An 18833-nucleotide genomic window follows, 5' to 3' on the forward strand; every position below is an offset into this window, starting at 1 on the left:
GCATAATGACAATAAAACAAATCTTGATGTTGATTCCGGTGCTGCCATTATTGGCTGCTGCCATCGTCGGTATTTTCCGCAACTTTCTGCCGCGCTGGGCTGGCCATGTGCTGACCATTGCGGGTGTTGGTGCTGCGTTTGTGTTGTCTGCTTATATTTTTAACCAGACACTGAGCGGTTTTACCCTGAATGAAGCGATATATACCTGGCTGGATTCAGGTGACGTGCATTTCGAGGTGGGCTTTCTCATCGACAACCTGAGTGCGATGATGATGGTTGTGGTGACGTTTGTCTCACTCATGGTGCATATCTACACGATCGGTTATATGGCAGAAGACCCAGGTTATAGCCGCTTCTTTAGTTATATTTCACTGTTTACCTTCTCCATGCTGATGCTGGTCATGAGCAACAACTTTATGCAGTTGTTCTTTGGCTGGGAGGCGGTAGGCCTGGTGTCTTACCTGCTGATTGGTTTCTGGTTTACGCGCCCAACCGCGATTTACGCCAACCTCAAAGCGTTTTTGGTGAACCGGGTAGGGGACTTTGGTTTCCTGCTGGGCATCGGCATGGTGTTGTATTATTTTGGCAGCCTGGATTATGCGACGGTGTTCCAGCGTGCGCCAGGTCTGGCGGAGACCCAGGTCAATTTGCTGGGTAGCTGCAACTGGTCATTGATGACTGTGACTTGCCTGTTGCTGTTTGTCGGTGCCATGGGTAAATCCGCACAAGTGCCTTTGCACGTATGGTTGCCAGATTCAATGGAAGGCCCAACACCGATTTCAGCCTTGATTCACGCCGCGACCATGGTGACGGCTGGTATCTTTATGGTGGCCCGTATGTCACCGCTGTATGAATTATCGACCACTGCTTTGTCCACAGTGATGGTCATCGGTGCGATTACTGCGCTGTTTATGGGTTTCCTCGGCATTATCCAGAACGATATCAAACGTGTCGTGGCTTACTCTACCTTGTCGCAACTGGGCTATATGACGGTGGCATTAGGCGCGTCTGCTTACTCGGTGGCAATTTTCCACCTGATGACACACGCCTTCTTTAAAGCCTTGCTGTTCCTTGGCGCTGGCTCGGTGATTATGGGCATGCACCACGACCAGGATATCCGCAATATGGGTAACTTGAAAAAATATATGCCTGTGACTTGGATCACGTCGCTGATTGGCTCTCTGGCCTTAATCGGCACGCCGTTCTTTGCTGGGTTCTACTCCAAAGACAGTATTATCGAAGCGGTTGAGTTGTCGCATATTCCTGGTAGTGGCTTTGCTTACTTTGCCGTGATCGTCGGCGTCTTTGTCACAGCATTTTATTCTTTCCGTTTGTACTTTCTGGTCTTCCACGGTGAGGAAAAATGGCGCCATGCCAAGCATGATGACCATGCACATGCAGCCAGCAACGATCACGCAGATGCACACCATGACGATGCGCATCATGATGAGGACCACGCACACGATGAAGATCATCACCATGGCCTGGGCCCGAATGACAACCCGCATGAGCCAGGTTGGGTAGTGACTCTGCCACTGGCATTGCTGGCGATTCCGTCCCTGGTGATTGGCTATATTGCGCTGGAACCGATGTTGTATGGCGATTTCTTCAAGAATGTCATTTTCGTCAATCCTGAAGCGCATCCGGCGATGGAGCACCTGGCGCATCATTACCACGAATTCATGCATAGCCCGGCGGGCATGGCGATTCACGGTTTTACCAGCCTGCCATTCTTCCTGGCGGCCTCAGGTGTGTTGCTGTCATGGTTCTTCTATATGAAGCGCCCGGATATCCCGGCAGCCATCAAGGCGCGTTGCGGCGTGATCTACAATATCCTAGAAAACAAATACGGCTTTGACAGCTTTAACGAGAAGTTTTTTGCCGGTGGCTCACGTTGCCTGGGTAGCCTGTTGTGGAAATTTGGCGATATTACGCTGATTGATGGCGCCATGGTCAATGGCACCGCCAATACCATGGGTAAAATCGCTGCCAAAATGCGCAACCTGCAATCCGGTTTAATCTATCACTACGCCTTTGCCATGATTATCGGCGTATTCCTTCTCATGACTTTCTTTATCAAAATAAACTAATGATGCAAGCCGACCTCACAAGTATTTCCTGGTTAAGTCTGGCCGTCTGGCTGCCGGTGTTGTCTGGCGTGCTGGTCTTGCTGCTCGGCGGCGACCACAAAGCCACATTGACGCGCTGGCTGACATTGGCCGGTAGTCTGGTCAGTTTCCTAGTGACGCTGCCGTTGTACACCTTGTTTGATGTGCAGGATGGTTTCTTCCAGTTTGAAGAGCTGCTGCCCTGGGTACCTGCGTTTAATATGCATTACCACCTGGGCGTGGATGGTTTCTCCATGCCATTGGTGTTGCTGACCAGCTTCACCACCGTGATTGTGGTGCTGGCCGGTTGGGAAGTGATTACCAAGCATATTGCCCAGTATATGGCCGCTTTCCTCATCATGAGCGGCATCATGATTGGCGTATTCACTGCGCTGGACGCCATTCTCTACTATGTGTTCTGGGAAGCTATGCTGATCCCAATGTTCCTGGTGATTGGTATCTGGGGCGGACCGAATCGCGTCTACGCAACCATTAAGTTTTTCCTCTATACCTTGCTGGGTTCATTGTTGATGCTGGTGGCGTTCATCTACCTCTATCATCAAACCGGTAGTTTTGAACTGGCTGATTACTACTTGTTGCCACTGAGCATGCAGGCGCAGATTTATATCTTCATTGCCTTCTTTATGGCGTTTGCGGTGAAAATCCCAATGTGGCCGGTGCATACCTGGCTGCCGGATGCCCACGTTGAAGCACCCACTGGCGGCTCTGTGGTGCTGGCGGCGATTGCACTGAAACTCGGCGGCTACAGCTTCCTACGTTTTGCCATGCCGATTGCACCAGATGCAGCGCATTATTTCAGTACCGCCATGATTGTGCTGTCACTGATTGCAGTGGTGTATATTGCGCTGGTTGCCCTGGTGCAAAAAGACATGAAGAAGCTGATTGCGTATTCCTCTATTTCACACATGGGTTTTGTCACACTGGGTTTCTTTATGTTTAGCCAGTTGGCACTCGAGGGTGCCGTGGTGCAGATGATTTCGCACGGCTTTATTTCCTCTGCCATGTTCCTGAGCGTAGGCGTGCTGTATGACCGTGTACATAGCCGTGAGATCTCGGCTTATGGTGGTGTGGTCAATAAAATGCCGGTGTTCGCTGCCTTTGCGGTGCTGTTTGCCATGGCCAACAGTGGCTTGCCAGGTACCTCAGGCTTCGTTGGTGAGTTTATGGTGATTCTGGCGGCGGTCAAATTTAATTTCTGGGTCGCTTTCTTCGCGGCCACGACCTTGATTTTTGGTGCAGCGTATACCTTGTGGATGACCAAGCGCGTGTTCTTTGGCAACGTGACCAACCACCACGTGGCTGAACTGAGCGACCTCAACAAGCGCGAGTTCCTGATTTTGGGTATTTTGGCCTTGCTGGTGATTGGTTTCGGTGTCTATCCGCAACCACTGACTGAAGTGATGCAGGCCACCAGTGCAGAGTTCCTGAAACACATGGCGATTTCCAAATTGCCCGTCACAGGCTATTAAGGCAGGATTTTAGAAAATGGATAATATGCAATTCGATTTGCTCGCCCTGTTGCCGGAACTGGTGGTGTTGGGTATGGCTATGTTTATTTTGTTGCTGGATTTATTCATCCTGCCACAAAATCGTTTCATGATTTATGGCCTGAGCCAGTTCACCCTGTTTGCTGCCGCGTTCTTTACCTTTAAAACACATACACCTGCCGTTGGCTTTGCCTTCTCGCAAATGTTTATCGACGACACCTTGTCTGATGTCATCAAACTCATGATGTATCTAGGCACGTCGCTGATCCTGGTCTATACCCGTAAATACCTGCAAGACCGCAACCTGTATCGTGGTGAGTTTTATGCCATGGTGTTGTTCGGCCTGTTGGGCATGATGATTATGGTGTCCGGCCATAATATGCTGACAATCTACATCGGCTTAGAGTTGTTATCCCTGTGCCTGTATTCACTGGTGGCGTTTGACCGTGATAATCCTAAGGCATCAGAGTCTGCCATGAAGTACTTTGTACTGGGTGCATTGGCGTCAGGTATGTTGCTGTATGGCATGAGCATGCTGTACGGCATGACGGGTAGCCTGGATGTAAGCGATATTGCCAACAGCATTGCACAGCAACCAAAAAGTCCGGTGCTGATACTGGGGCTGGTGTTTGTGGTGGCAGGGCTGGCGTTTAAATTTGGCGCAGTGCCATTCCAGATGTGGGTGCCGGATGTGTATCAAGGCTCACCAACGCCGATGACTTTGCTGATTGGCTCAGTGCCTAAACTCGCCGCTTATGCCATGACGGTACGCTTGCTGGTACAGGGCTTGCACCCGCTGGCGATGGACTGGCAGGACATGCTGGTGCTGATGGCGGTGCTCTCTATTATCATCGGTAACTTCAGCGCGATTGTACAAACCAACCTCAAGCGTATGCTGGCATACTCCACCATCTCGCATGTGGGTTTCATCATGTTCGGCATGATGAGCGCCAATGCCAACGGCTTTGCCTCCAGCTTCTTTTACATCAGCACGTATGTGCTGATGTCGATCGCCGGTTTTGGCATTATTCTGTTGTTGAGCCGTCAAGGTTTTGAGGCCGAAGAAATCAATGACCTCAAAGGCCTCAATCAGCGCCATCCGTGGTTTGCTTTCCTCATGCTGATCATCATGTTCAGCATGGCAGGTATTCCGCCTACCGTTGGTTTTTATGCCAAGTTTACCGTGCTGCAAGCCGCCTGGCAGGCTGGGTTTACCTGGCAAGTGGTGCTAGCGGTATTGATGGCAACCATCGGTGCGTTTTACTACCTCAATATTGTGCGCAAAATGTATTTTGATGCACCAGAGGATCATACGCCACTCACGGCTCCCGTTGATATGCGCTTTATTCTCAGTGTACATTCGCTGGCATTGCTTGGGCTCGGTTTGTTCCCCGAAGTGCTGCTGGGTGTCTGTGGCCACAGTTTGTTAATCAGTCTGCAATAATTCTCTATGGCCGCAAAACTTATTTTTTTACTGCTCATGCTGTTTATGGCCAACCTGGGTTGGGTGTCCGATAAATGGCTGGGCTTGGCGGGCACAATAAGCCAATTGTGGCAGCGCTTTGCCGTGCTGGTGCCGGCTTATTTCATCACGCTGGTGATTGCCTATCTGGTTGAGCGTTTTGTCATGGGGCAGGTCTGGCCACAAGGCTGGGAGTTCTACAGCGTGACGCTGTGCGTGTTCCTAGTGTTATCTTTCCCGGGCTTTGTTTATCGCGTGTTGTGGAAATAATCGCACGTCACATTAATTTCATCAATTCTTCACGATAGTTTCAAGCATCGCAGTCAGACTATGCTTACCCAAGAAGCATAGTCGGGGTGAGCCCCGGAAAGGACTTGAGATGCTGAAACTACAACAAACCCTGGGATGGGTGCAGTCGGTAGACAGCCGGTTGTGTGTCAAAGTCAGCCATACCGGGCAATATCGTCTTATTCGCAACGTGTTCCGCGCCATTTCACGCATGGGTGATGGCATGTTCTGGTACCTGCTGATGCTGGTCATCGCAGTGACTCAAGGCCAGCACGGACTCTACGTCTGCCTGCATATGCTGACCGCAGGACTCACGGGTACCCTGGCCTATAAATGGCTCAAACATCGCACCAGCCGCCCAAGACCGTTCCAAGTCCGCCAGGATGTGTTGTTAAGTGGCACGCCGCTGGATTACTTTAGTTTCCCCTCTGGTCATACCCTGCATGCGGTGGCTTTCGGTATGGTTGCCGTGCATTATTACCCACAATTATTTCCTATTGTGTATCCGTTTGTCGTATTGGTGGGGATGTCGCGCGTGGTACTGGGCCTGCATTATCCTAGCGATGTGCTGGCTGGCGCGGCTATCGGATACTTGATTGTTGCCTCCTACGCACCACTGTTTTAAGCTAGATTCTGAATAAATAAAAACGGATGCCTGGGCATCCGTTTTTTGTTTTATGTGGTCAATTATTGAACATCGACCAGTCTTGCCACCAGATGCATCACAATCGGCCTCACAACCAATACACAACAAAACGCTACCGGCATTGCCAGCGCATAAGCATGCAATACGTGTAACACATAGCCTGTTTGTATACCGCTATTGGCGGCGACAATGACCATAGACATTAAAAATGCCATGATGCCTGCCATGAAAAAGGCAAATACATAAGGCGTAAATCTTTTAGGGATCTTACGAAAGATCGTTTTGCGGAAACCGTTTTTTGTTTGCGTCATCATGCTCTCCAGTCAGTGCTGTCACTATAGAGCGATATGTTTGTGGTGAGTAGCCGCTTGAATATTGAATCAATATAAAGATAAACTATCGAATCATATTATTAATTCGATAGTAAATGGACACCTTAAGAAGCATAGAAAGCTTTGTCAAAGCCGTGCAGGCGGGCAGTATTGCCGCTGGTGCCAGATTACAGGGCATCACAGCTGCTGCTGCCAGCCAGAATATTCAGCGGTTAGAAAAGTCGTTAGGCGCACGTTTGCTGGTGCGCACCACACGCAAGTTGTCGATGACAGAAAGCGGGGAGCTTTATTATGCTGAAGTACAGCCAGTGATTGCCGCGCTCAGCCGGGCGCAAGCGGTCATCACCGAGTTTCATGGCCAACCACAAGGTCGCTTAAGAATCGGTTCCTCGGTCGCTTTTGGCCGCCATGTGCTGATGCCTTTAATCCCTACCTTTACCCACCAGTTTCCTAAAGTCTCTATCGAGCTCGTCTTATCTGACCATAGCCTTGATCATGTGACCGAAGACATTGATATCAGTATCCGTTTTAATCAGCAGTTGGAGCCTGGGCTGGTCGCGCGCAAGATTGCCAGCGTGCCGGTATTGTATTGTGCTTCACCCTCGTACCTTCAAAGAAAAGGCACTCCGGGCAGTCCTGAGGCGCTCACTCAGCATGATTGCCTGCTGTTTCGCGTGCCGGTGGATGGGCGGCTATTGAGTTGGGTGTTTGATCGGCAGGGTATGCACTATGAGCCTGAAATCAATCCCAGTATTATTTGTAACGATATCGATTCGCTACGTCGCCTGGCGGTTGAAGGGGCGGGGATCGCACGCCTGGCAGCTTTTGTGGCCAATGAGGACATTCGGCAGGGGAGTTTAGTGGCCTTGTTTCAACCTGATGCGACGCAGCATGACTCGGTGCAGTCCATCCCTCTATCCTTTTATGCCTGTTACCGTGATCAGCATGCCATGACCAACAAGGTGCGGGCGTTTATGGATTATCTGGTCAAAGCGATGCCGGATACCTGGTAAGCACTGCACAGCGCATTAACACAGTTTTTGTCTCTTATCAGCAACGCACAGTCTGAATTGCTTATTTTTATTAAAATACTTGTTGCTAATATTCAATATTGCGTGCATAGTACACCCTCACGAAGTTCAAGTAGTGTTGTTGTTCTCCGGTTCTATCTTTTGGTTCTATCGTTACTTCTCGCCATCTTGATCCTCGTTTTTAAGGGTATTTACCCGCTTTTTTATATTTTATCCAAGGATTTATTATGGTGACAGGTTCTGTTAAATGGTTTAACGACTCTAAAGGTTTTGGTTTCATCACTCCGGACAACGGCGGCGAAGATTTGTTTGCGCATTTCTCTGCAATTCAATCTGCTGGCTTCAAAACTTTGAAAGAAAACCAACGCGTGAGCTTTGAAGTAGCAACTGGCCCTAAAGGCAAACAAGCTGCAAATATTCAAATCATTGAATAATTCAAAGCCTGTCCGCTGAGTTGCTCTAGTGACTCACCGGAAAAAGCCCGGAGTCCCCGGGCTTTTTTATTGTTAAAAGGATGCTTAATGGCAAAAGAAGAGTTAATTGAAATGCAAGGTGCAGTGACCGAGATCCTGCCAGATGCACGCTATCGTGTGAAACTGGACAATGGTCATGAGTTAATCGCTTACACTGGCGGTAAAATGCGTAAACACAAAATCCGCATTTTGGCTGGCGATAAAATCACTATCGAAATGTCCCCTTATGACATGGACAAAGGCCGTATTATTTTCCGTCATTTAGAGCCGCGCAAGCCGTTCTAACGCCCCAGAGTCTCAAAACTCACTCTGACCTATGGCTTGCAACCTGGTTTGCAAAGCCTTGCGGTCATTCAATATCGACGGATCCAACTGCAAAAAAGCCTCTATACGCGCTCTGAGTAGGCGATAAGCCTGTTCAAAGCTGTCTTGTATTTGCACGTCACTGCCGGTGGCTTTGGCGGGGTCTTCAACGCCCCAGTGCGCGCGCATCACATTGCCTAGATAGGCTGGACAGGTTTCTCCTGCCGCATTGCTGCACACTGTAATCACAATGTCTGGTGTCATTGGCAGGTTGTTCCATGACTTACTGTAGTAACCCTCAGTAGCAATTCCCTTGCTTTTCAATAAAGCGATTGAGCGCGGATGCACCTCACCCGTTGGTTGACTCCCTGCGCTCATGGCGCGCATGCCGGTTGGTGCCAGGTGATTAAAGGTCGCCTCAGCAATAATCGATCGGCAAGAGTTGCCAGTACATAAAAACAAGATGTTCATATTAAATGCTTTCATACCAATGTTTAGAGCGGTTGACGATGGCGACGATAGACAGCATGACGGGAACTTCAATCAATACGCCCACCACTGTCGCTAGGGCCGCACCTGAGTCAAAGCCAAACAAGGCAATGGCCGTCGCGACAGCCAGTTCAAAAAAGTTTGAGGCCCCTATGAGTGCCGAAGGTCCAGCCACGCAATGCGCGACTTTCAATTGTTTGTTTAACCAGTAAGCCAGCAGGGCATTCAAGTAAACCTGAATCAAAATCGGCACGGCGAGCAGCGCGATGATCAGTGGTTGAGCCAGAATCTGCTGTCCTTGAAAAGCAAACAGTAACACCAGAGTCAGTAATAGTGCCGCCATTGAAAACGGTTGTATGCGTTTTTGTGCCGTATCAAATACCGCCTGGCCTTTTGACAGTAGCCACCGCCGCAACCATTGGCTCAATATGACGGGCACAACGATAAACAGTGCGACAGAAGTCAGTAGTGTTTGCCAGGGGACGATGATGCTGGACAGGCCAAGCAATAAAGCCACGATGGGCGCAAAGGCAAACAGCATGATGGTGTCGTTGATGGCGACTTGTGAGAGCGTGAACCTGGGTTCGCCGTGACACAGATTGCTCCAGACAAATACCATGGCGGTACAGGGAGCCGCAGCGAGTATTATCAACCCAGCAATATAACTATCGATTTGCTCAGTCGGTAGCCAGTGGGCGAATAGTTGCCGAATAAACAGCCAGGCCAAAAATGCCATGGTGAATGGTTTCACTAGCCAGTTAATCGCTAGCGTGACTGCAATGCCTCTGGCATGCCCAAACACCGTCCGCATGGCGCTGAAGTCGACCTTAATCAGCATGGGAATAATCATCAGCCAGATCAGTGCAGCGACTGGCAGGTTGACCTCGGCCAGTTTGGCTTCGCCTATCGTGTGAAAAAATGCAGGGGCTGTTTTGCCAAGCAGAATGCCAACGATGATGCAGCCCATGACCCACCAGGTGAGGTGGCGTTCAAAACGGTTAATGCTTGGGGTTGTTGTCATCACTCGTTTTCTTTCATTGGCTGGCACTGCACGTCAGGGCAGCATGCCGCCTGGCCTGCGCAGCAGTTGTCGGTGAGGTAGGTTAATAATGCATTCATGCTTTGGTAATTAGCCGAGTAGTAAATAAAGCGGCTTTCTTGTTTCGCACTGACCATGCCGGCATGGCTCAGTTCTTTCAAGTGGAATGACAGGGTGCTATTGGGGATATTGAGCGTTTGCGAAATGACGCCCGCAGATAGTCCTGCCGGTCCCGCTTGCACCAAGCATCTGAAAATATCCAATCGGGCTTCCTGGGCGATGGCAGACAGTAATGTCACGGCTTGTTTTGTGTTCATATAACTATATTTCCATAAATATAGAAATATATCAAGCGCGGGAAGCAATGCTGACTGTTTAATCAGAAGGGGGGTAATGGAAAAGCGCTGCCAGGGCAGCGCTTTTCTGATGCGGTAGAAATGGCTTGTTTAAGATTTATCTTTGATCAGCCATTCCGTTAATCGTAATAATGATGGCGCAATCAGCAGGATGCTGATGAACACAATCGGCCAGGCGACGCTGATACTGGTTAACCATTTCTCCATCAATATGGCTGTCGGCACATGATTAATCAGCAGAATCGACAGTGTCACAATATTGACCGTGACCAGTGACATCAGCAGTGCAAATACCAGCTTGCGTTTTAACGCCACGCGTTTGTCAGCGCTGTTTACCATGGCAATGGCTGGTCTTCGTGGAAATAAGCACCTGTAGGACCTTCTTCATCCAGTGTCGCCAGTCTGACGGAGGTTTTCCAGCTGTCGCTGATTTCCATAGGCGCATTAGGGCCGCCCAGGTCTGTTTTCACCCAGCCAGGATGCGCTGAGTTGACCTTGATATGGCTGTCTTTTAAAGCGTGTGCCAGGTGGATGGTAAACATATTCAAGGCAGATTTAGAGGCGTTATAAGCCAAGCCTTTGGCGACTTCAATCGGTGAGTTGGGGGCGCTGTGCAAGGTTTGTGAGCCCAGGATACTGGACAGGTTCACAATACGTGCAGCAGGAGAGCGTTGTAGTAAGGGTATCAATGCCTGGGTCAGCGCGACCACCGCAAAAAAGTTTGCTTCGAAGGTTGTTTTCAGTGTGTCCTGATCCACAGTTAAGGTGTTGTTCTGGCCGATCAGTTCTTCTTTCAGGATGCCTGCATTGTTGACCAGGATATCCAGTTTGCCGAATCTTGCTTCCAATGCTGCGGCGACGGCTTGTGGCGCATTGGCCTGTGCTGCGTCGTAGTGCAGGTATTCTGCGTCTACTCCCAGCGCTTTCAGTTCGGCGACGGCCTGTTCACCTTTGTGTGCGTCTCTGGCCCCAATGATGACTTTAATGCCTTGTTCTCCCAGTTTTTTGGCTGTTTCAAAGCCAATGCCACGGTTGCCGCCTGTAATCAATGCAATACGTTGTTGTGAAACACTCATGTTTAACTCCTTGTCAGTGATGCTTTATTTATTAAATACCAATCGGTAAATAAATACTAAATCATGCGTGATAAAATTGTCAATATATTTTTTTACCAAATGGTATAATAATTAAAAAATCACACAGGTGAATGATGATGACTGTAGAAACACTACTGAAAAAGCGCGGCAGGCCAGTGGCTTTTGACTACGATACCGCCTTGCAAAATGCCATGCATGCCTTTTGGCAACATGGTTATGAAGGTACTTCTATGAGCACATTGATGGCGGCGATGGATATGAACAAAGCCAGCATTTACGCGGCCTATGGCAGCAAAGAGGCTTTATTTAAAAAGGCGGTTGAGCTTTATGTACAAGGACCTGCGAGTTTCCTGGCGACTGCGCTGGCGCAACCGACCGCCGTGGCTGTGGTGCAGTTAATGTTATCGCAGGCGGCGCAGATGCTCACCGATCCGTCACATCCTGTCGGTTGCCTGGTGACGCAGGGGGCGTTGGCGTGCAGTGCCGAGTCGGCTGAAATCAAGACATTATTAGGCGGGTATCGCCAGACGCTTGAAGGGCAACTGGCACAGCGTTTTGCGCGTGCGGTGAGTGAACGGGATTTAGTGGTGACGGCCGATCCGGTGATACTGGCCAAGTTGGTGATGACAGTGCATCAGGGCATGGCCGTGCAGGCGGCTGGTGGTGCGACACAGGCTGAGCTGTTTAATGTAGCCGCCATGACCACACAGTTAATTTCACAGGCTTATACAACAGTGTCTTAAGGTCAGCGGCGGAAGTGTGAACGGCGGACTGCCATCTGGTGACAGGCCGCCGCCGTTGTGATTACACCGCGTTACGTACCAGCGTGATGGCCGCCAGTTTGGCGCGTGTGGCTGCACCGCTGTTAGGCGCCAGACGCTCAACCAGCGCAGCCCCTTCAAACAGGATGGTTAATTGCTGACCCAGGGCTTCCGGGTCTTTGGCACCGGCATGGCGGGCGATCTTGCACAGGTAACCTTGCAATTCCGCTGAGAGCACCACTGAGTACTGGTTAATCGGATGCTCGGTTTCCGGGAACTCCACCGCCGCGATATGAAAAGGCAGGCCACGGAATTCCGGCTGGCTAATCCATTGCTCCATGAGTTCGCACAACAGTAGCAATAACTCTAGGGATTCCGCTTTTTTAGACGCCAGTTGCGTATTGAGCCAGTTATAAAACTTATCTGATTTGTCGCGCAAATAGGCCGTAATCAGCTGGTTTTTGCTGGGGAAGTGTTTGTACAGGGTCGCTTTTGCCACGCCTGCTTCCAGTATGATGGTATCAACGCCCGAGGCCTGTATCCCTCTGCTATCAAACAGGCTGCTGGCGATATTCAGTATTTTTTCTCGCATGTTCATCACTTAATCCTTTAATCCCGACTTTCTGGGTTCCCGATTTTTCGCTTGTGCTTTCGCGCTTATTCTCTTGGTAAACGATCACGCCCTTGCGGCCGCATCAGTTCTTGCGGATACAAGCAACTGACGTATCCCAGCGCTTGCCGCAAGTGTTCTACCTGGTCAGCATCGACCCTACCTTCTGTCACAAACAAGATAAAAGCCTGCCGTTGTCCTTCTGGCAGCATGGCGGCTTGCGGCAACTGACAGCTGCCATTCTGCATTTTTTGGTAGGCCAGATTGAGCAAGCTCATTGTGACCGGATCCACTGTGCCGCCTGCTACCTGATCAGCCGCTGTTTCCAGCGGTGACAAAGTTGGTTGTATCTGTTTTTGCTTGAGTGGCGCGAACGCCATCCAAACCACACATAAACTCACTAACAAGCCAAACGACAGTGAGCGATAAAACGCTGGCTGCGTCAATTGGCTGTGCACAGACTGGTCGAATAAATGCCAGGCCTGCGGGCTGCCGGTTTGTGATTGCACCTGTATGGCACCCACCGCCAGGAAAAACCATTGGTCGAGCAGGGTAGGTGACAATGCCGCTAGCGATTGCTGCTGTGCCTGGTCTATCATCTGGCGGATAGTGGCAATATCTTGCACACTGAGCGCATGGGCTGCTTGCCCTTGCGCCAGGCGTTGCCGGTTCCAGTCTGTCAGTGCATCACGCAGCCGGTAAAACGGTGCATGCCTGCCCCATTGCTTTAAGCCGAGCGACCACAAGCCGTGCGTGGCATACGCTGTGCACACCCGCCCGTATCGCTGTCTGGTCTGATTCACGATCGCTAATAAATTCACTATAACCCCTAAAAAATCCGCTTGCTTTTTTTTCGATGGCTGCAGTAGACTAGAAAAAAGTGAACAGACCTGTCTGCATATTAACGTGACTAAACTTAAAATGCAACCAGTGACGGACACTGTTTTCCAGACGCTACTTTGGCATCATAGCGCCGGCTGAATTTGTAAACAAGGGATACCCATGACATCTGTTTCCATCGCAACACAATTGGCGGATTGGCGCGATCATGCGCTGACGCTTGAGAACGAAGTGAAAAAAGTCGTTGTTGGCCAGGATAAGGCCATCCGCGCCATCAATATTGCCATTTTTGCCCGCGGCCATGTGTTGCTCGAAGGCGGTGTGGGTGTGGGTAAAACCACCTTGCTGCAATCGATTGCCCGCGGCCTGGGTGGCGCCTATGAGCGTATTGAGGGCACGGTGGATTTAATGCCGAATGACCTGATTTACCATACTTTTTTAGGCGAAGATGGCCGCCCGAAAGTAGAAGAAGGGCCGTTATTGCGCGCAGGCGAGCAGTTATCGGTGTTTTTCTTTAATGAGATCAACCGTGCCCGACCGCAAGTGCACGCCTTGATGTTGCGAGTGATGGCAGAGCGTCATGTACATGCGTTTAAAAAAGAATACCGTTTGCCGCACATGCTGGTGTTTGCCGACCGCAACCAGGTGGAGAAAAACGAAACCTTTGAAATTCCTTCTGCGGCACGTGACCGCTTTATGATGGAAATCCCGATTGAGATTCCTGAGGACCGCGACTTGCGCAAGGCGTTGATGTTTGACGTCAAGTTCCAACATGCCGAGCGCCTGACGCAGCAAGTGCAAGGGGGTGTTTTGGCCTATGACCAGTTGAATGCGTTTTCTGATGTATTGCAAAGCCATATTCGCGCCAGCGATGTGCTGGAAGATTATGCACTGGACTTGTGGCAAGCCACCCAGTCGCCCGCCGCCTTCGGCATCCAGCTCGATAGCGTGGATGTCAGCCGCCTGATTCACACCGGTGCCAGCCCACGCGGTATGGGCATGTTGCTAAAAGCAGCGCGTGTACACGCCTGGCTGATGGAGCGCGACAGCTTGTACCCGGAAGATATTCATGCCGTGTTCCACGAGATTATCGCCCACCGCCTGGTATTGAACCCGATGTTTGAAAGCCGCCGTACCCAGCTTTCACGTGAGCTGACAAATCAGATTCTGGCCACTGTCAGTGTCCCGGCACGGGCCAAAGCAGCATGATTCCAGCCAACGCACAGCCGTTTTTTTACCAGGTGCCGTGGCGTTCAGCCAGCGTGCATGCCGGTGAGCATTTAGGCATACAGCGTGGCCCGGGCGATGAGTTCAGCAAGCATGTGTCATTAGTAGATTACCCGGATGCTCGGCGCGTGGATTTGCGGCAAACCTTGCGTGACCCTTATGAACAGGTGCAAGTGCGTGTATTCAAGCAGGAAGCCTCAACACCCTTGTATGCGATTTGCGATGTATCTAGCTCCATGCAGTTTAAGGGCCAGGCGCGCAAGCTAGATACTGTGCAAGCGGTCGCCGCGTCCATCGCCTGCTCTGCGCATGACAACAGCGATTTGTTTGGAATGGTGAGCTATGACCACGCCGTGATTCCACACTTAAGCCTGGCGCCCGGCCATCACGCGCATCAGTCATTTGCCACCATTGCGCAGCTAGCCGGGTTTCGCAATACGCATAAGGATGGTCAGGGCATAATCGAAGCCACCGGCTGGTTAGGCCAGCAAAAAGGCCTGGTGTTCTGGATTTCGGACTTTCATATGCCCTTGGCATTGATCGAGCGTGGCCTCAATGGCATGTCCAGCCACCAGGTGATTCCAGTGGTGTTATGGGACCCGCAAGAATATGAGCGTTTGCCACGCTTTGGCTTTGGCAATTTACAAGACCCGGAAACCGGGCTGCAAAAAACCATCTTTTTCCGCCAGGCAGTACGTGCCCAGTTTGCCGAGCAGTTCGAACAACGCAAGCAGGCGCTAGACCAACTATTTGCGCGCTTTGATATCCGGCCGTTGTATGTGGCAGGGCGGTTTGAGGCCAGTGTGCTATCGGATTATTTTGAGCAACTTATTCATTAAAGTGCCATGGTGCAGGCATTGGCATGAGACAGAAAGTATTGTGATGAAACAGATTTTTTTAGGATGGCTGACGACCTGCCTGATGGTAACACCCGCTTGGGCCGACACCCACACGCCCGCGCAATCGTTACCAGCGGTCAAGGTCGTGAGTGTCCATAATCCGGCGCAATATGCAGGGATACAGATTGGGGATGTGTTGCAACGCAGCATCACGTTGTCAGTGTCGGCACAAGAGCAGCTCAATGACAGCAGCTTGCCGCTCAAGGGCTTGCAGCGTAATGGCATTGAGTTACGTCAGTGGCAAGTGAGCAGTGCGTCGCAGGCAGACAAAAAAATATACACGCTGGTGTTTGATTACCAGGTGTTTGCCAGCAGCGGTAAACCTATCCAGTTGCAGCTACCGGTGGAACGCATCCGCTTTAACAGCGGTGCGGCGGCTGAGTTACCTGCCTGGCGTTTTTGGCTGATGGCACAGTTGCCTGATCGTTTGCAACCGGCCAAACCGACCGTGATTGCCCAATACCACGCCAGTATGCTGGAGACTGACAGCACGCAGCGCTGGCTGGTGTTAAGCCTCTTGCTGGCAGTGATTGGCAGCCTGGTATTGCTGTACCGCAATGCCGATTGGACCTGGTTGCCGATGATGAACGGCCACTTTGCCAAAGCCTACCATCGCTTGAAGCGGTTACCGGCGACGGCAGAAGGGCAGAAGCAGGCCGCGCTGATTGTGCAGCATGCGTTTAACCAGCATTATGGCCAGCAGATGCTGAGCAGCCAGGTAGGTGCATTTGTGCAGCAACAGCCGGTATTCCAGTCGCTAGAAACACAGATACAGGCCTTTTTTGTACAGGCGAATGCCGTGCTCTACGGCGGGCAACTGCCTGCTGCGGCTGAGTACCTGCAGCAATGCAAAACGCTGACACGCCAATTGCGCGATTGTGAACGGAGGGTGTGATGCATTGCTTACACCCGTGGTTTTTGCTGCTGTTGCCAGTAGCGGCAGTGCCTTTCCTGCTCAAAAGCCGACATGCGCAAACCTATTCCTGGTTGGAGATGGTGCCTGCGGATACCTTTTCTGAGCGCATCAATCTGTTGGTGAAAGCGACGACCAGTGTGGTATTGCTATGCCTGGTGCTGGCCTTGGCCGGGCCGCAAGGCGAGAGTCACCAGGAGCAAAAAATCGGCAAGGGCGCGCAAAGTGTGTTCGTGATTGACCGTAGCGTGAGCATGGACCATCCGTTTGCCGGGCAGGCCACTGGCGGCCATGCCGCGGAAATCAAGTCTGCTGCGGCCAGGCGCCTGATTACGGCCTTTATTGACTCGCGGCCAGACGACATGATGGGCGTGGTGGGCTTCACCAACTCTGCTTTGTATGGCATGAAAATCACCACCAACCGCGACGGTATTCATGCTGCGATTCAGGCGGCGACCGGGCCTGCACTTAACCAGACCAATATTGGCGCAGGCATCACTAACGCCGTAACTCTATTCGAGAATATTGCCAGCACTGGTTCACGCGCCATTGTGTTGTTGTCAGATGGCGCTGGGAAATTGAGTCCACGTGTGAAATACCAGATTCGCAAGCAACTGGTGGGCAAAAAACTCAACTTGTACTGGATTGTGCTGCGCGAGCCGGATGACATCAGTATTTTTACCGACAACGTATATGACGATGATCACCTGCCGGAAGCGATCGCGCTGGACCGTTTTTTCCAGTCATTGAATGTGAAATACAAGGCGTTTGAGGCAGATAACGCCACCGCGCTGGAATCCGCGTTGCGCGAAATTGATGCTAAAGAGAAAAATGTGATTCAGTACGGTGTCATGATTCCTGGCCACGATTATGCCAAAGACTTGATGATGATCGCTTTCATACTGGGCCTGGGCCTGGTGCTGATTAAACAGATAAAGGTGTATTAATGACTATCTATCGAAAAAATGCCAATGGGTTATGGGCTGGCCTGACCATACTGGGCCTGTGTGGCGTGTTGTATTTTGGCTGGCAGTTGCATCAGTTGCGCACGCTTAACCTGCAGATTCAAAGCGGTGTCGTGATCAAGCAGGGCGGCTCACCGGCGTTGCAGAAATTCACGGCCGCCTATGATCAAGGCTTGCATGGTGATTACAAGCACGCGGTACAAAGCTATGGCCAGGCGCTTGAATTATCGCCGCCGGTCAGCGAGCTGCCGCATATCCATTTTAATATCGGCAACAACCTGTTTCTGTCTGGCCTGGTGCGCACGGTGAATGAAGATGGCACCTTTCAGGATGAGGCGCGGTATGCCTTTACCCAAGCCAAGATTGCCTATGAACAGTCACTGCGTTTGCAGCCAGACGACAAGGCGGCCAAATTCAATCTGGCCTTGCTGCACTCGGTGATGGCGCGTGGTATGCAGGGTGCTAGCAAAGAGCAGTCACACATGGAACTCAGTAACCTGCCGATAGGATTGCCATAATGAAGTACTTTGCCTGGTTAAAACAACATTATGAGCCGGTGCTATATGGGCTGGCGCTGGTGTTATTACTGCTGGCGCTAATCAAGCCAGAAATCCAGCTACGACAACAGGTGCAACACTATTTGCTGGTCGCCGATATTTCGCAAAGCATGAATGCTGAAGATGAAACGCTGAAACAGCAGGCGGTGAGCCGTTTGGCCTATAGCCAGCATTTAATGAAACAATTGGTGCATAAAGCGCCTTGTGGCACTTATTTCAGCTTGGGGATTTTTGCCTCGGACAATATTGCCATGCTGCAAACGCCGCTAGAGGTGTGCAAAAACCTGGATGTGATCAGCGATGGTATTGATCACCTGGAATGGCGCATGGCCTGGAAGGGCAATAGCCGCCTGAGTTTTGCCGTGCATGCGGCGACCCATGTGTATGATGCGCTCAACCAGCCCGCACAAATGCTGTTTTTTACCGATGGCGATGAAGCGCCGCGCGTGAATGTCACCATCAAGCAAGATTTGAGTGGTGTGCAGATTGGCGAATTTTTTACCTTTATTGGTGTCGGTGGCCCGCAAAAAGTGGCGATTCCACGTTATAACTCGGCGAATAAAAAAGTCGGTGATTGGCCAGTGAGTGACAACAATAATGCCGGTGCGGTGGGCGTGACTTATGCAGATCCTAGCCAGGATGAGCCAGATCCACCCGTGGCTTATGCCGAGTATGACCGCATGCTGTCGCAGTTAGAGGAGGATTACCTGAAATCGCTGGCCGAGGAATTTAAAGGCAGTTATTTGAAAGGTGCGGATACCGACGCGTTTTATCGCGCACTGACGGCCAAGCCAGCCACGGCCAGTTTTGTCACTGACTATCCCTTACGCACGATATATCTGCTGCTGGCGTTAGCGTTGTTTTTAGCCACCTATCTGCCGGATTTACGCTTCCGGCGCCGGGCCGCGGCTGCCTAAGTGTATCGTTCG

The 18833-nt window shown here is 51.0% G+C and carries 23 protein-coding genes; 15 read left to right on the top strand and 8 right to left on the bottom strand.

Features of this window, described 5'->3' with window-relative positions; translation table 11 throughout:
- Positions 1-5 precede the first annotated feature (5 nt).
- From nuoL to INP78_RS03960, 5 genes are all read left to right on the top strand, one after another.
- Positions 6-2090, top strand: a complete 2085-nt coding sequence (gene nuoL, locus INP78_RS03940; protein ID WP_194740853.1) for an NADH-quinone oxidoreductase subunit L — start codon at positions 6-8, stop codon at positions 2088-2090.
- Positions 2090-3598: an NADH-quinone oxidoreductase subunit M gene (locus INP78_RS03945; RefSeq protein ID WP_194740854.1), complete on the top strand. Its 1509-nt coding sequence runs from the start codon at positions 2090-2092 to the stop codon at positions 3596-3598. Before nuoL ends, INP78_RS03945 begins: the two co-directional genes overlap by 1 nt.
- A 16-nt stretch (positions 3599-3614) precedes the next feature.
- Complete coding sequence (gene nuoN, locus INP78_RS03950; RefSeq protein WP_194740855.1) at positions 3615-5060, top strand: NADH-quinone oxidoreductase subunit NuoN; 1446 nt, start codon at positions 3615-3617, stop codon at positions 5058-5060.
- Between the two features lie 6 nt (positions 5061-5066).
- Complete coding sequence (locus INP78_RS03955) at positions 5067-5348, top strand: DUF2818 family protein (RefSeq protein WP_194740856.1); 282 nt, start codon at positions 5067-5069, stop codon at positions 5346-5348.
- Between the two features lie 109 nt (positions 5349-5457).
- Positions 5458-5991, top strand: a complete 534-nt coding sequence (locus INP78_RS03960) for a phosphatase PAP2 family protein (protein WP_194740857.1) — start codon at positions 5458-5460, stop codon at positions 5989-5991.
- 62 nt (positions 5992-6053) lie between these two features.
- On the opposite strand, the gene INP78_RS03965 is transcribed toward INP78_RS03960, so the two are convergent.
- Positions 6054-6323: a DUF2798 domain-containing protein gene (locus INP78_RS03965; protein ID WP_194741128.1), complete on the bottom strand. Its 270-nt coding sequence runs from the start codon at positions 6321-6323 to the stop codon at positions 6054-6056.
- 116 nt (positions 6324-6439) lie between these two features.
- Between INP78_RS03965 and INP78_RS03970 the strand changes: the two genes are divergently transcribed.
- The 3 genes from INP78_RS03970 (at position 6440) to infA (ending at position 8133) form a co-directional block, all read left to right on the top strand.
- Entirely contained in the window at positions 6440-7357 is a 918-nt protein-coding gene (locus INP78_RS03970) for a LysR family transcriptional regulator (RefSeq protein ID WP_194740858.1), read from the top strand.
- 245 nt (positions 7358-7602) lie between these two features.
- Positions 7603-7809: a cold-shock protein gene (locus tag INP78_RS03975; protein WP_018985697.1), complete on the top strand. Its 207-nt coding sequence runs from the start codon at positions 7603-7605 to the stop codon at positions 7807-7809.
- 87 nt (positions 7810-7896) lie between these two features.
- Positions 7897-8133: a translation initiation factor IF-1 gene (gene infA, locus INP78_RS03980; RefSeq protein ID WP_018985695.1), complete on the top strand. Its 237-nt coding sequence runs from the start codon at positions 7897-7899 to the stop codon at positions 8131-8133.
- 12 nt (positions 8134-8145) lie between these two features.
- Here the strand turns inward: infA and INP78_RS03985 are convergent, their stop codons facing one another.
- From INP78_RS03985 to INP78_RS04005, 5 genes are all read right to left on the bottom strand, one after another.
- Positions 8146-8622: an arsenate reductase ArsC gene (locus INP78_RS03985; protein ID WP_194740859.1), complete on the bottom strand. Its 477-nt coding sequence runs from the start codon at positions 8620-8622 to the stop codon at positions 8146-8148.
- A 1-nt stretch (position 8623) separates the two neighbouring features.
- Positions 8624-9661 (bottom strand): ACR3 family arsenite efflux transporter, encoded by a 1038-nt coding sequence (gene arsB / locus INP78_RS03990; RefSeq protein WP_194740860.1) that lies wholly within the window; start codon positions 9659-9661, stop codon positions 8624-8626.
- Positions 9661-9996 (bottom strand): helix-turn-helix transcriptional regulator, encoded by a 336-nt coding sequence (locus INP78_RS03995; protein ID WP_194740861.1) that lies wholly within the window; start codon positions 9994-9996, stop codon positions 9661-9663. The genes arsB and INP78_RS03995 overlap by 1 nt, the downstream gene beginning before the upstream one ends.
- Positions 9997-10125: 129 nt before the next feature.
- Entirely contained in the window at positions 10126-10374 is a 249-nt protein-coding gene (locus INP78_RS04000; protein WP_194740862.1) for a DUF2798 domain-containing protein, read from the bottom strand.
- Positions 10368-11111: an SDR family oxidoreductase gene (locus INP78_RS04005; protein ID WP_194740863.1), complete on the bottom strand. Its 744-nt coding sequence runs from the start codon at positions 11109-11111 to the stop codon at positions 10368-10370. The genes INP78_RS04000 and INP78_RS04005 overlap by 7 nt, the downstream gene beginning before the upstream one ends.
- 134 nt (positions 11112-11245) lie before the next feature.
- On the opposite strand from INP78_RS04005, the gene INP78_RS04010 reads away from it, so the two are divergent.
- Entirely contained in the window at positions 11246-11875 is a 630-nt protein-coding gene (locus INP78_RS04010) for a TetR/AcrR family transcriptional regulator (protein WP_228522630.1), read from the top strand.
- 61 nt (positions 11876-11936) lie between these two features.
- Here the strand turns inward: INP78_RS04010 and INP78_RS04015 are convergent, their stop codons facing one another.
- Together INP78_RS04015 and INP78_RS04020 are read right to left on the bottom strand one after the other, a co-directional pair.
- Positions 11937-12491 (bottom strand): TetR/AcrR family transcriptional regulator, encoded by a 555-nt coding sequence (locus INP78_RS04015; protein WP_194740864.1) that lies wholly within the window; start codon positions 12489-12491, stop codon positions 11937-11939.
- Positions 12492-12550: 59 nt separating this feature from the next.
- On the bottom strand, positions 12551-13324 hold the full coding sequence (locus INP78_RS04020; protein ID WP_368667963.1) for a hypothetical protein: 774 nt from the start codon (positions 13322-13324) through the stop codon (positions 12551-12553).
- Positions 13325-13505: 181 nt separating this feature from the next.
- Here INP78_RS04020 and INP78_RS04025 point away from each other — a divergent pair, with 181 nt between their 5' ends.
- The 6 genes from INP78_RS04025 to INP78_RS04050 are packed head-to-tail and all read left to right on the top strand — an operon-like array spanning position 13506 to position 18821.
- The gene (locus tag INP78_RS04025; protein WP_194740865.1) at positions 13506-14552 is read left to right on the top strand and encodes a MoxR family ATPase; all 1047 of its coding nucleotides are present in this window, start codon (positions 13506-13508) and stop codon (positions 14550-14552) included.
- The gene (locus INP78_RS04030) at positions 14549-15409 is read left to right on the top strand and encodes a DUF58 domain-containing protein (protein ID WP_194740866.1); all 861 of its coding nucleotides are present in this window, start codon (positions 14549-14551) and stop codon (positions 15407-15409) included. Before INP78_RS04025 ends, INP78_RS04030 begins: the two co-directional genes overlap by 4 nt.
- Positions 15410-15452: 43 nt before the next feature.
- The gene (locus INP78_RS04035; protein ID WP_194740867.1) at positions 15453-16364 is read left to right on the top strand and encodes a hypothetical protein; all 912 of its coding nucleotides are present in this window, start codon (positions 15453-15455) and stop codon (positions 16362-16364) included.
- Positions 16364-17329 (top strand): VWA domain-containing protein, encoded by a 966-nt coding sequence (locus INP78_RS04040; RefSeq protein ID WP_194740868.1) that lies wholly within the window; start codon positions 16364-16366, stop codon positions 17327-17329. The genes INP78_RS04035 and INP78_RS04040 overlap by 1 nt, the downstream gene beginning before the upstream one ends.
- Positions 17329-17865 carry a hypothetical protein gene (locus INP78_RS04045; RefSeq protein ID WP_194740869.1) on the top strand — a complete coding sequence of 179 codons (537 nt, stop codon included), beginning with the start codon at positions 17329-17331 and terminating at the stop codon, positions 17863-17865. Before INP78_RS04040 ends, INP78_RS04045 begins: the two co-directional genes overlap by 1 nt.
- On the top strand, positions 17865-18821 hold the full coding sequence (locus INP78_RS04050) for a vWA domain-containing protein (protein ID WP_194740870.1): 957 nt from the start codon (positions 17865-17867) through the stop codon (positions 18819-18821). Before INP78_RS04045 ends, INP78_RS04050 begins: the two co-directional genes overlap by 1 nt.
- Positions 18822-18833 lie beyond the last annotated feature (12 nt).

Source organism: Methylophilus sp. 14, assembly GCF_015354345.1.
GTDB lineage: Bacteria > Pseudomonadota > Gammaproteobacteria > Burkholderiales > Methylophilaceae > Methylophilus.

Bases quoted from the DNA above. Each gene is read 5' to 3' on its own strand.
- INP78_RS03945 (WP_194740854.1), top strand. From the start codon at position 2,090: ATGATGCAAGCCGACCTCACAAGTATTTCCTGGTTAAGTCTGGCCGTC.
- INP78_RS04030 (WP_194740866.1), top strand. From the start codon at position 14,549: ATGATTCCAGCCAACGCACAGCCGTTTTTTTACCAGGTGCCGTGGCGT.
- INP78_RS03955 (WP_194740856.1), top strand. From the start codon at position 5,067: ATGGCCGCAAAACTTATTTTTTTACTGCTCATGCTGTTTATGGCCAAC.
- INP78_RS04000 (WP_194740862.1), bottom strand. From the start codon at position 10,374: ATGGTAAACAGCGCTGACAAACGCGTGGCGTTAAAACGCAAGCTGGTA.
- INP78_RS04040 (WP_194740868.1), top strand. From the start codon at position 16,364: ATGCATTGCTTACACCCGTGGTTTTTGCTGCTGTTGCCAGTAGCGGCA.
- INP78_RS04050 (WP_194740870.1), top strand. From the start codon at position 17,865: ATGAAGTACTTTGCCTGGTTAAAACAACATTATGAGCCGGTGCTATAT.
- INP78_RS04025 (WP_194740865.1), top strand. From the start codon at position 13,506: ATGACATCTGTTTCCATCGCAACACAATTGGCGGATTGGCGCGATCAT.
- INP78_RS03985 (WP_194740859.1), bottom strand. From the start codon at position 8,622: ATGAACATCTTGTTTTTATGTACTGGCAACTCTTGCCGATCGATTATT.
- infA (WP_018985695.1), top strand. From the start codon at position 7,897: ATGGCAAAAGAAGAGTTAATTGAAATGCAAGGTGCAGTGACCGAGATC.
- arsB (WP_194740860.1), bottom strand. From the start codon at position 9,661: ATGACAACAACCCCAAGCATTAACCGTTTTGAACGCCACCTCACCTGG.
- INP78_RS04045 (WP_194740869.1), top strand. From the start codon at position 17,329: ATGACTATCTATCGAAAAAATGCCAATGGGTTATGGGCTGGCCTGACC.
- INP78_RS04010 (WP_228522630.1), top strand. From the start codon at position 11,246: ATGATGACTGTAGAAACACTACTGAAAAAGCGCGGCAGGCCAGTGGCT.
- nuoN (WP_194740855.1), top strand. From the start codon at position 3,615: ATGGATAATATGCAATTCGATTTGCTCGCCCTGTTGCCGGAACTGGTG.
- INP78_RS03995 (WP_194740861.1), bottom strand. From the start codon at position 9,996: ATGAACACAAAACAAGCCGTGACATTACTGTCTGCCATCGCCCAGGAA.
- INP78_RS03960 (WP_194740857.1), top strand. From the start codon at position 5,458: ATGCTGAAACTACAACAAACCCTGGGATGGGTGCAGTCGGTAGACAGC.
- INP78_RS04015 (WP_194740864.1), bottom strand. From the start codon at position 12,491: ATGAACATGCGAGAAAAAATACTGAATATCGCCAGCAGCCTGTTTGAT.
- nuoL (WP_194740853.1), top strand. From the start codon at position 6: ATGACAATAAAACAAATCTTGATGTTGATTCCGGTGCTGCCATTATTG.
- INP78_RS03970 (WP_194740858.1), top strand. From the start codon at position 6,440: ATGGACACCTTAAGAAGCATAGAAAGCTTTGTCAAAGCCGTGCAGGCG.
- INP78_RS03975 (WP_018985697.1), top strand. From the start codon at position 7,603: ATGGTGACAGGTTCTGTTAAATGGTTTAACGACTCTAAAGGTTTTGGT.
- INP78_RS04035 (WP_194740867.1), top strand. From the start codon at position 15,453: ATGAAACAGATTTTTTTAGGATGGCTGACGACCTGCCTGATGGTAACA.
- INP78_RS04005 (WP_194740863.1), bottom strand. From the start codon at position 11,111: ATGAGTGTTTCACAACAACGTATTGCATTGATTACAGGCGGCAACCGT.
- INP78_RS03965 (WP_194741128.1), bottom strand. From the start codon at position 6,323: ATGACGCAAACAAAAAACGGTTTCCGCAAAACGATCTTTCGTAAGATC.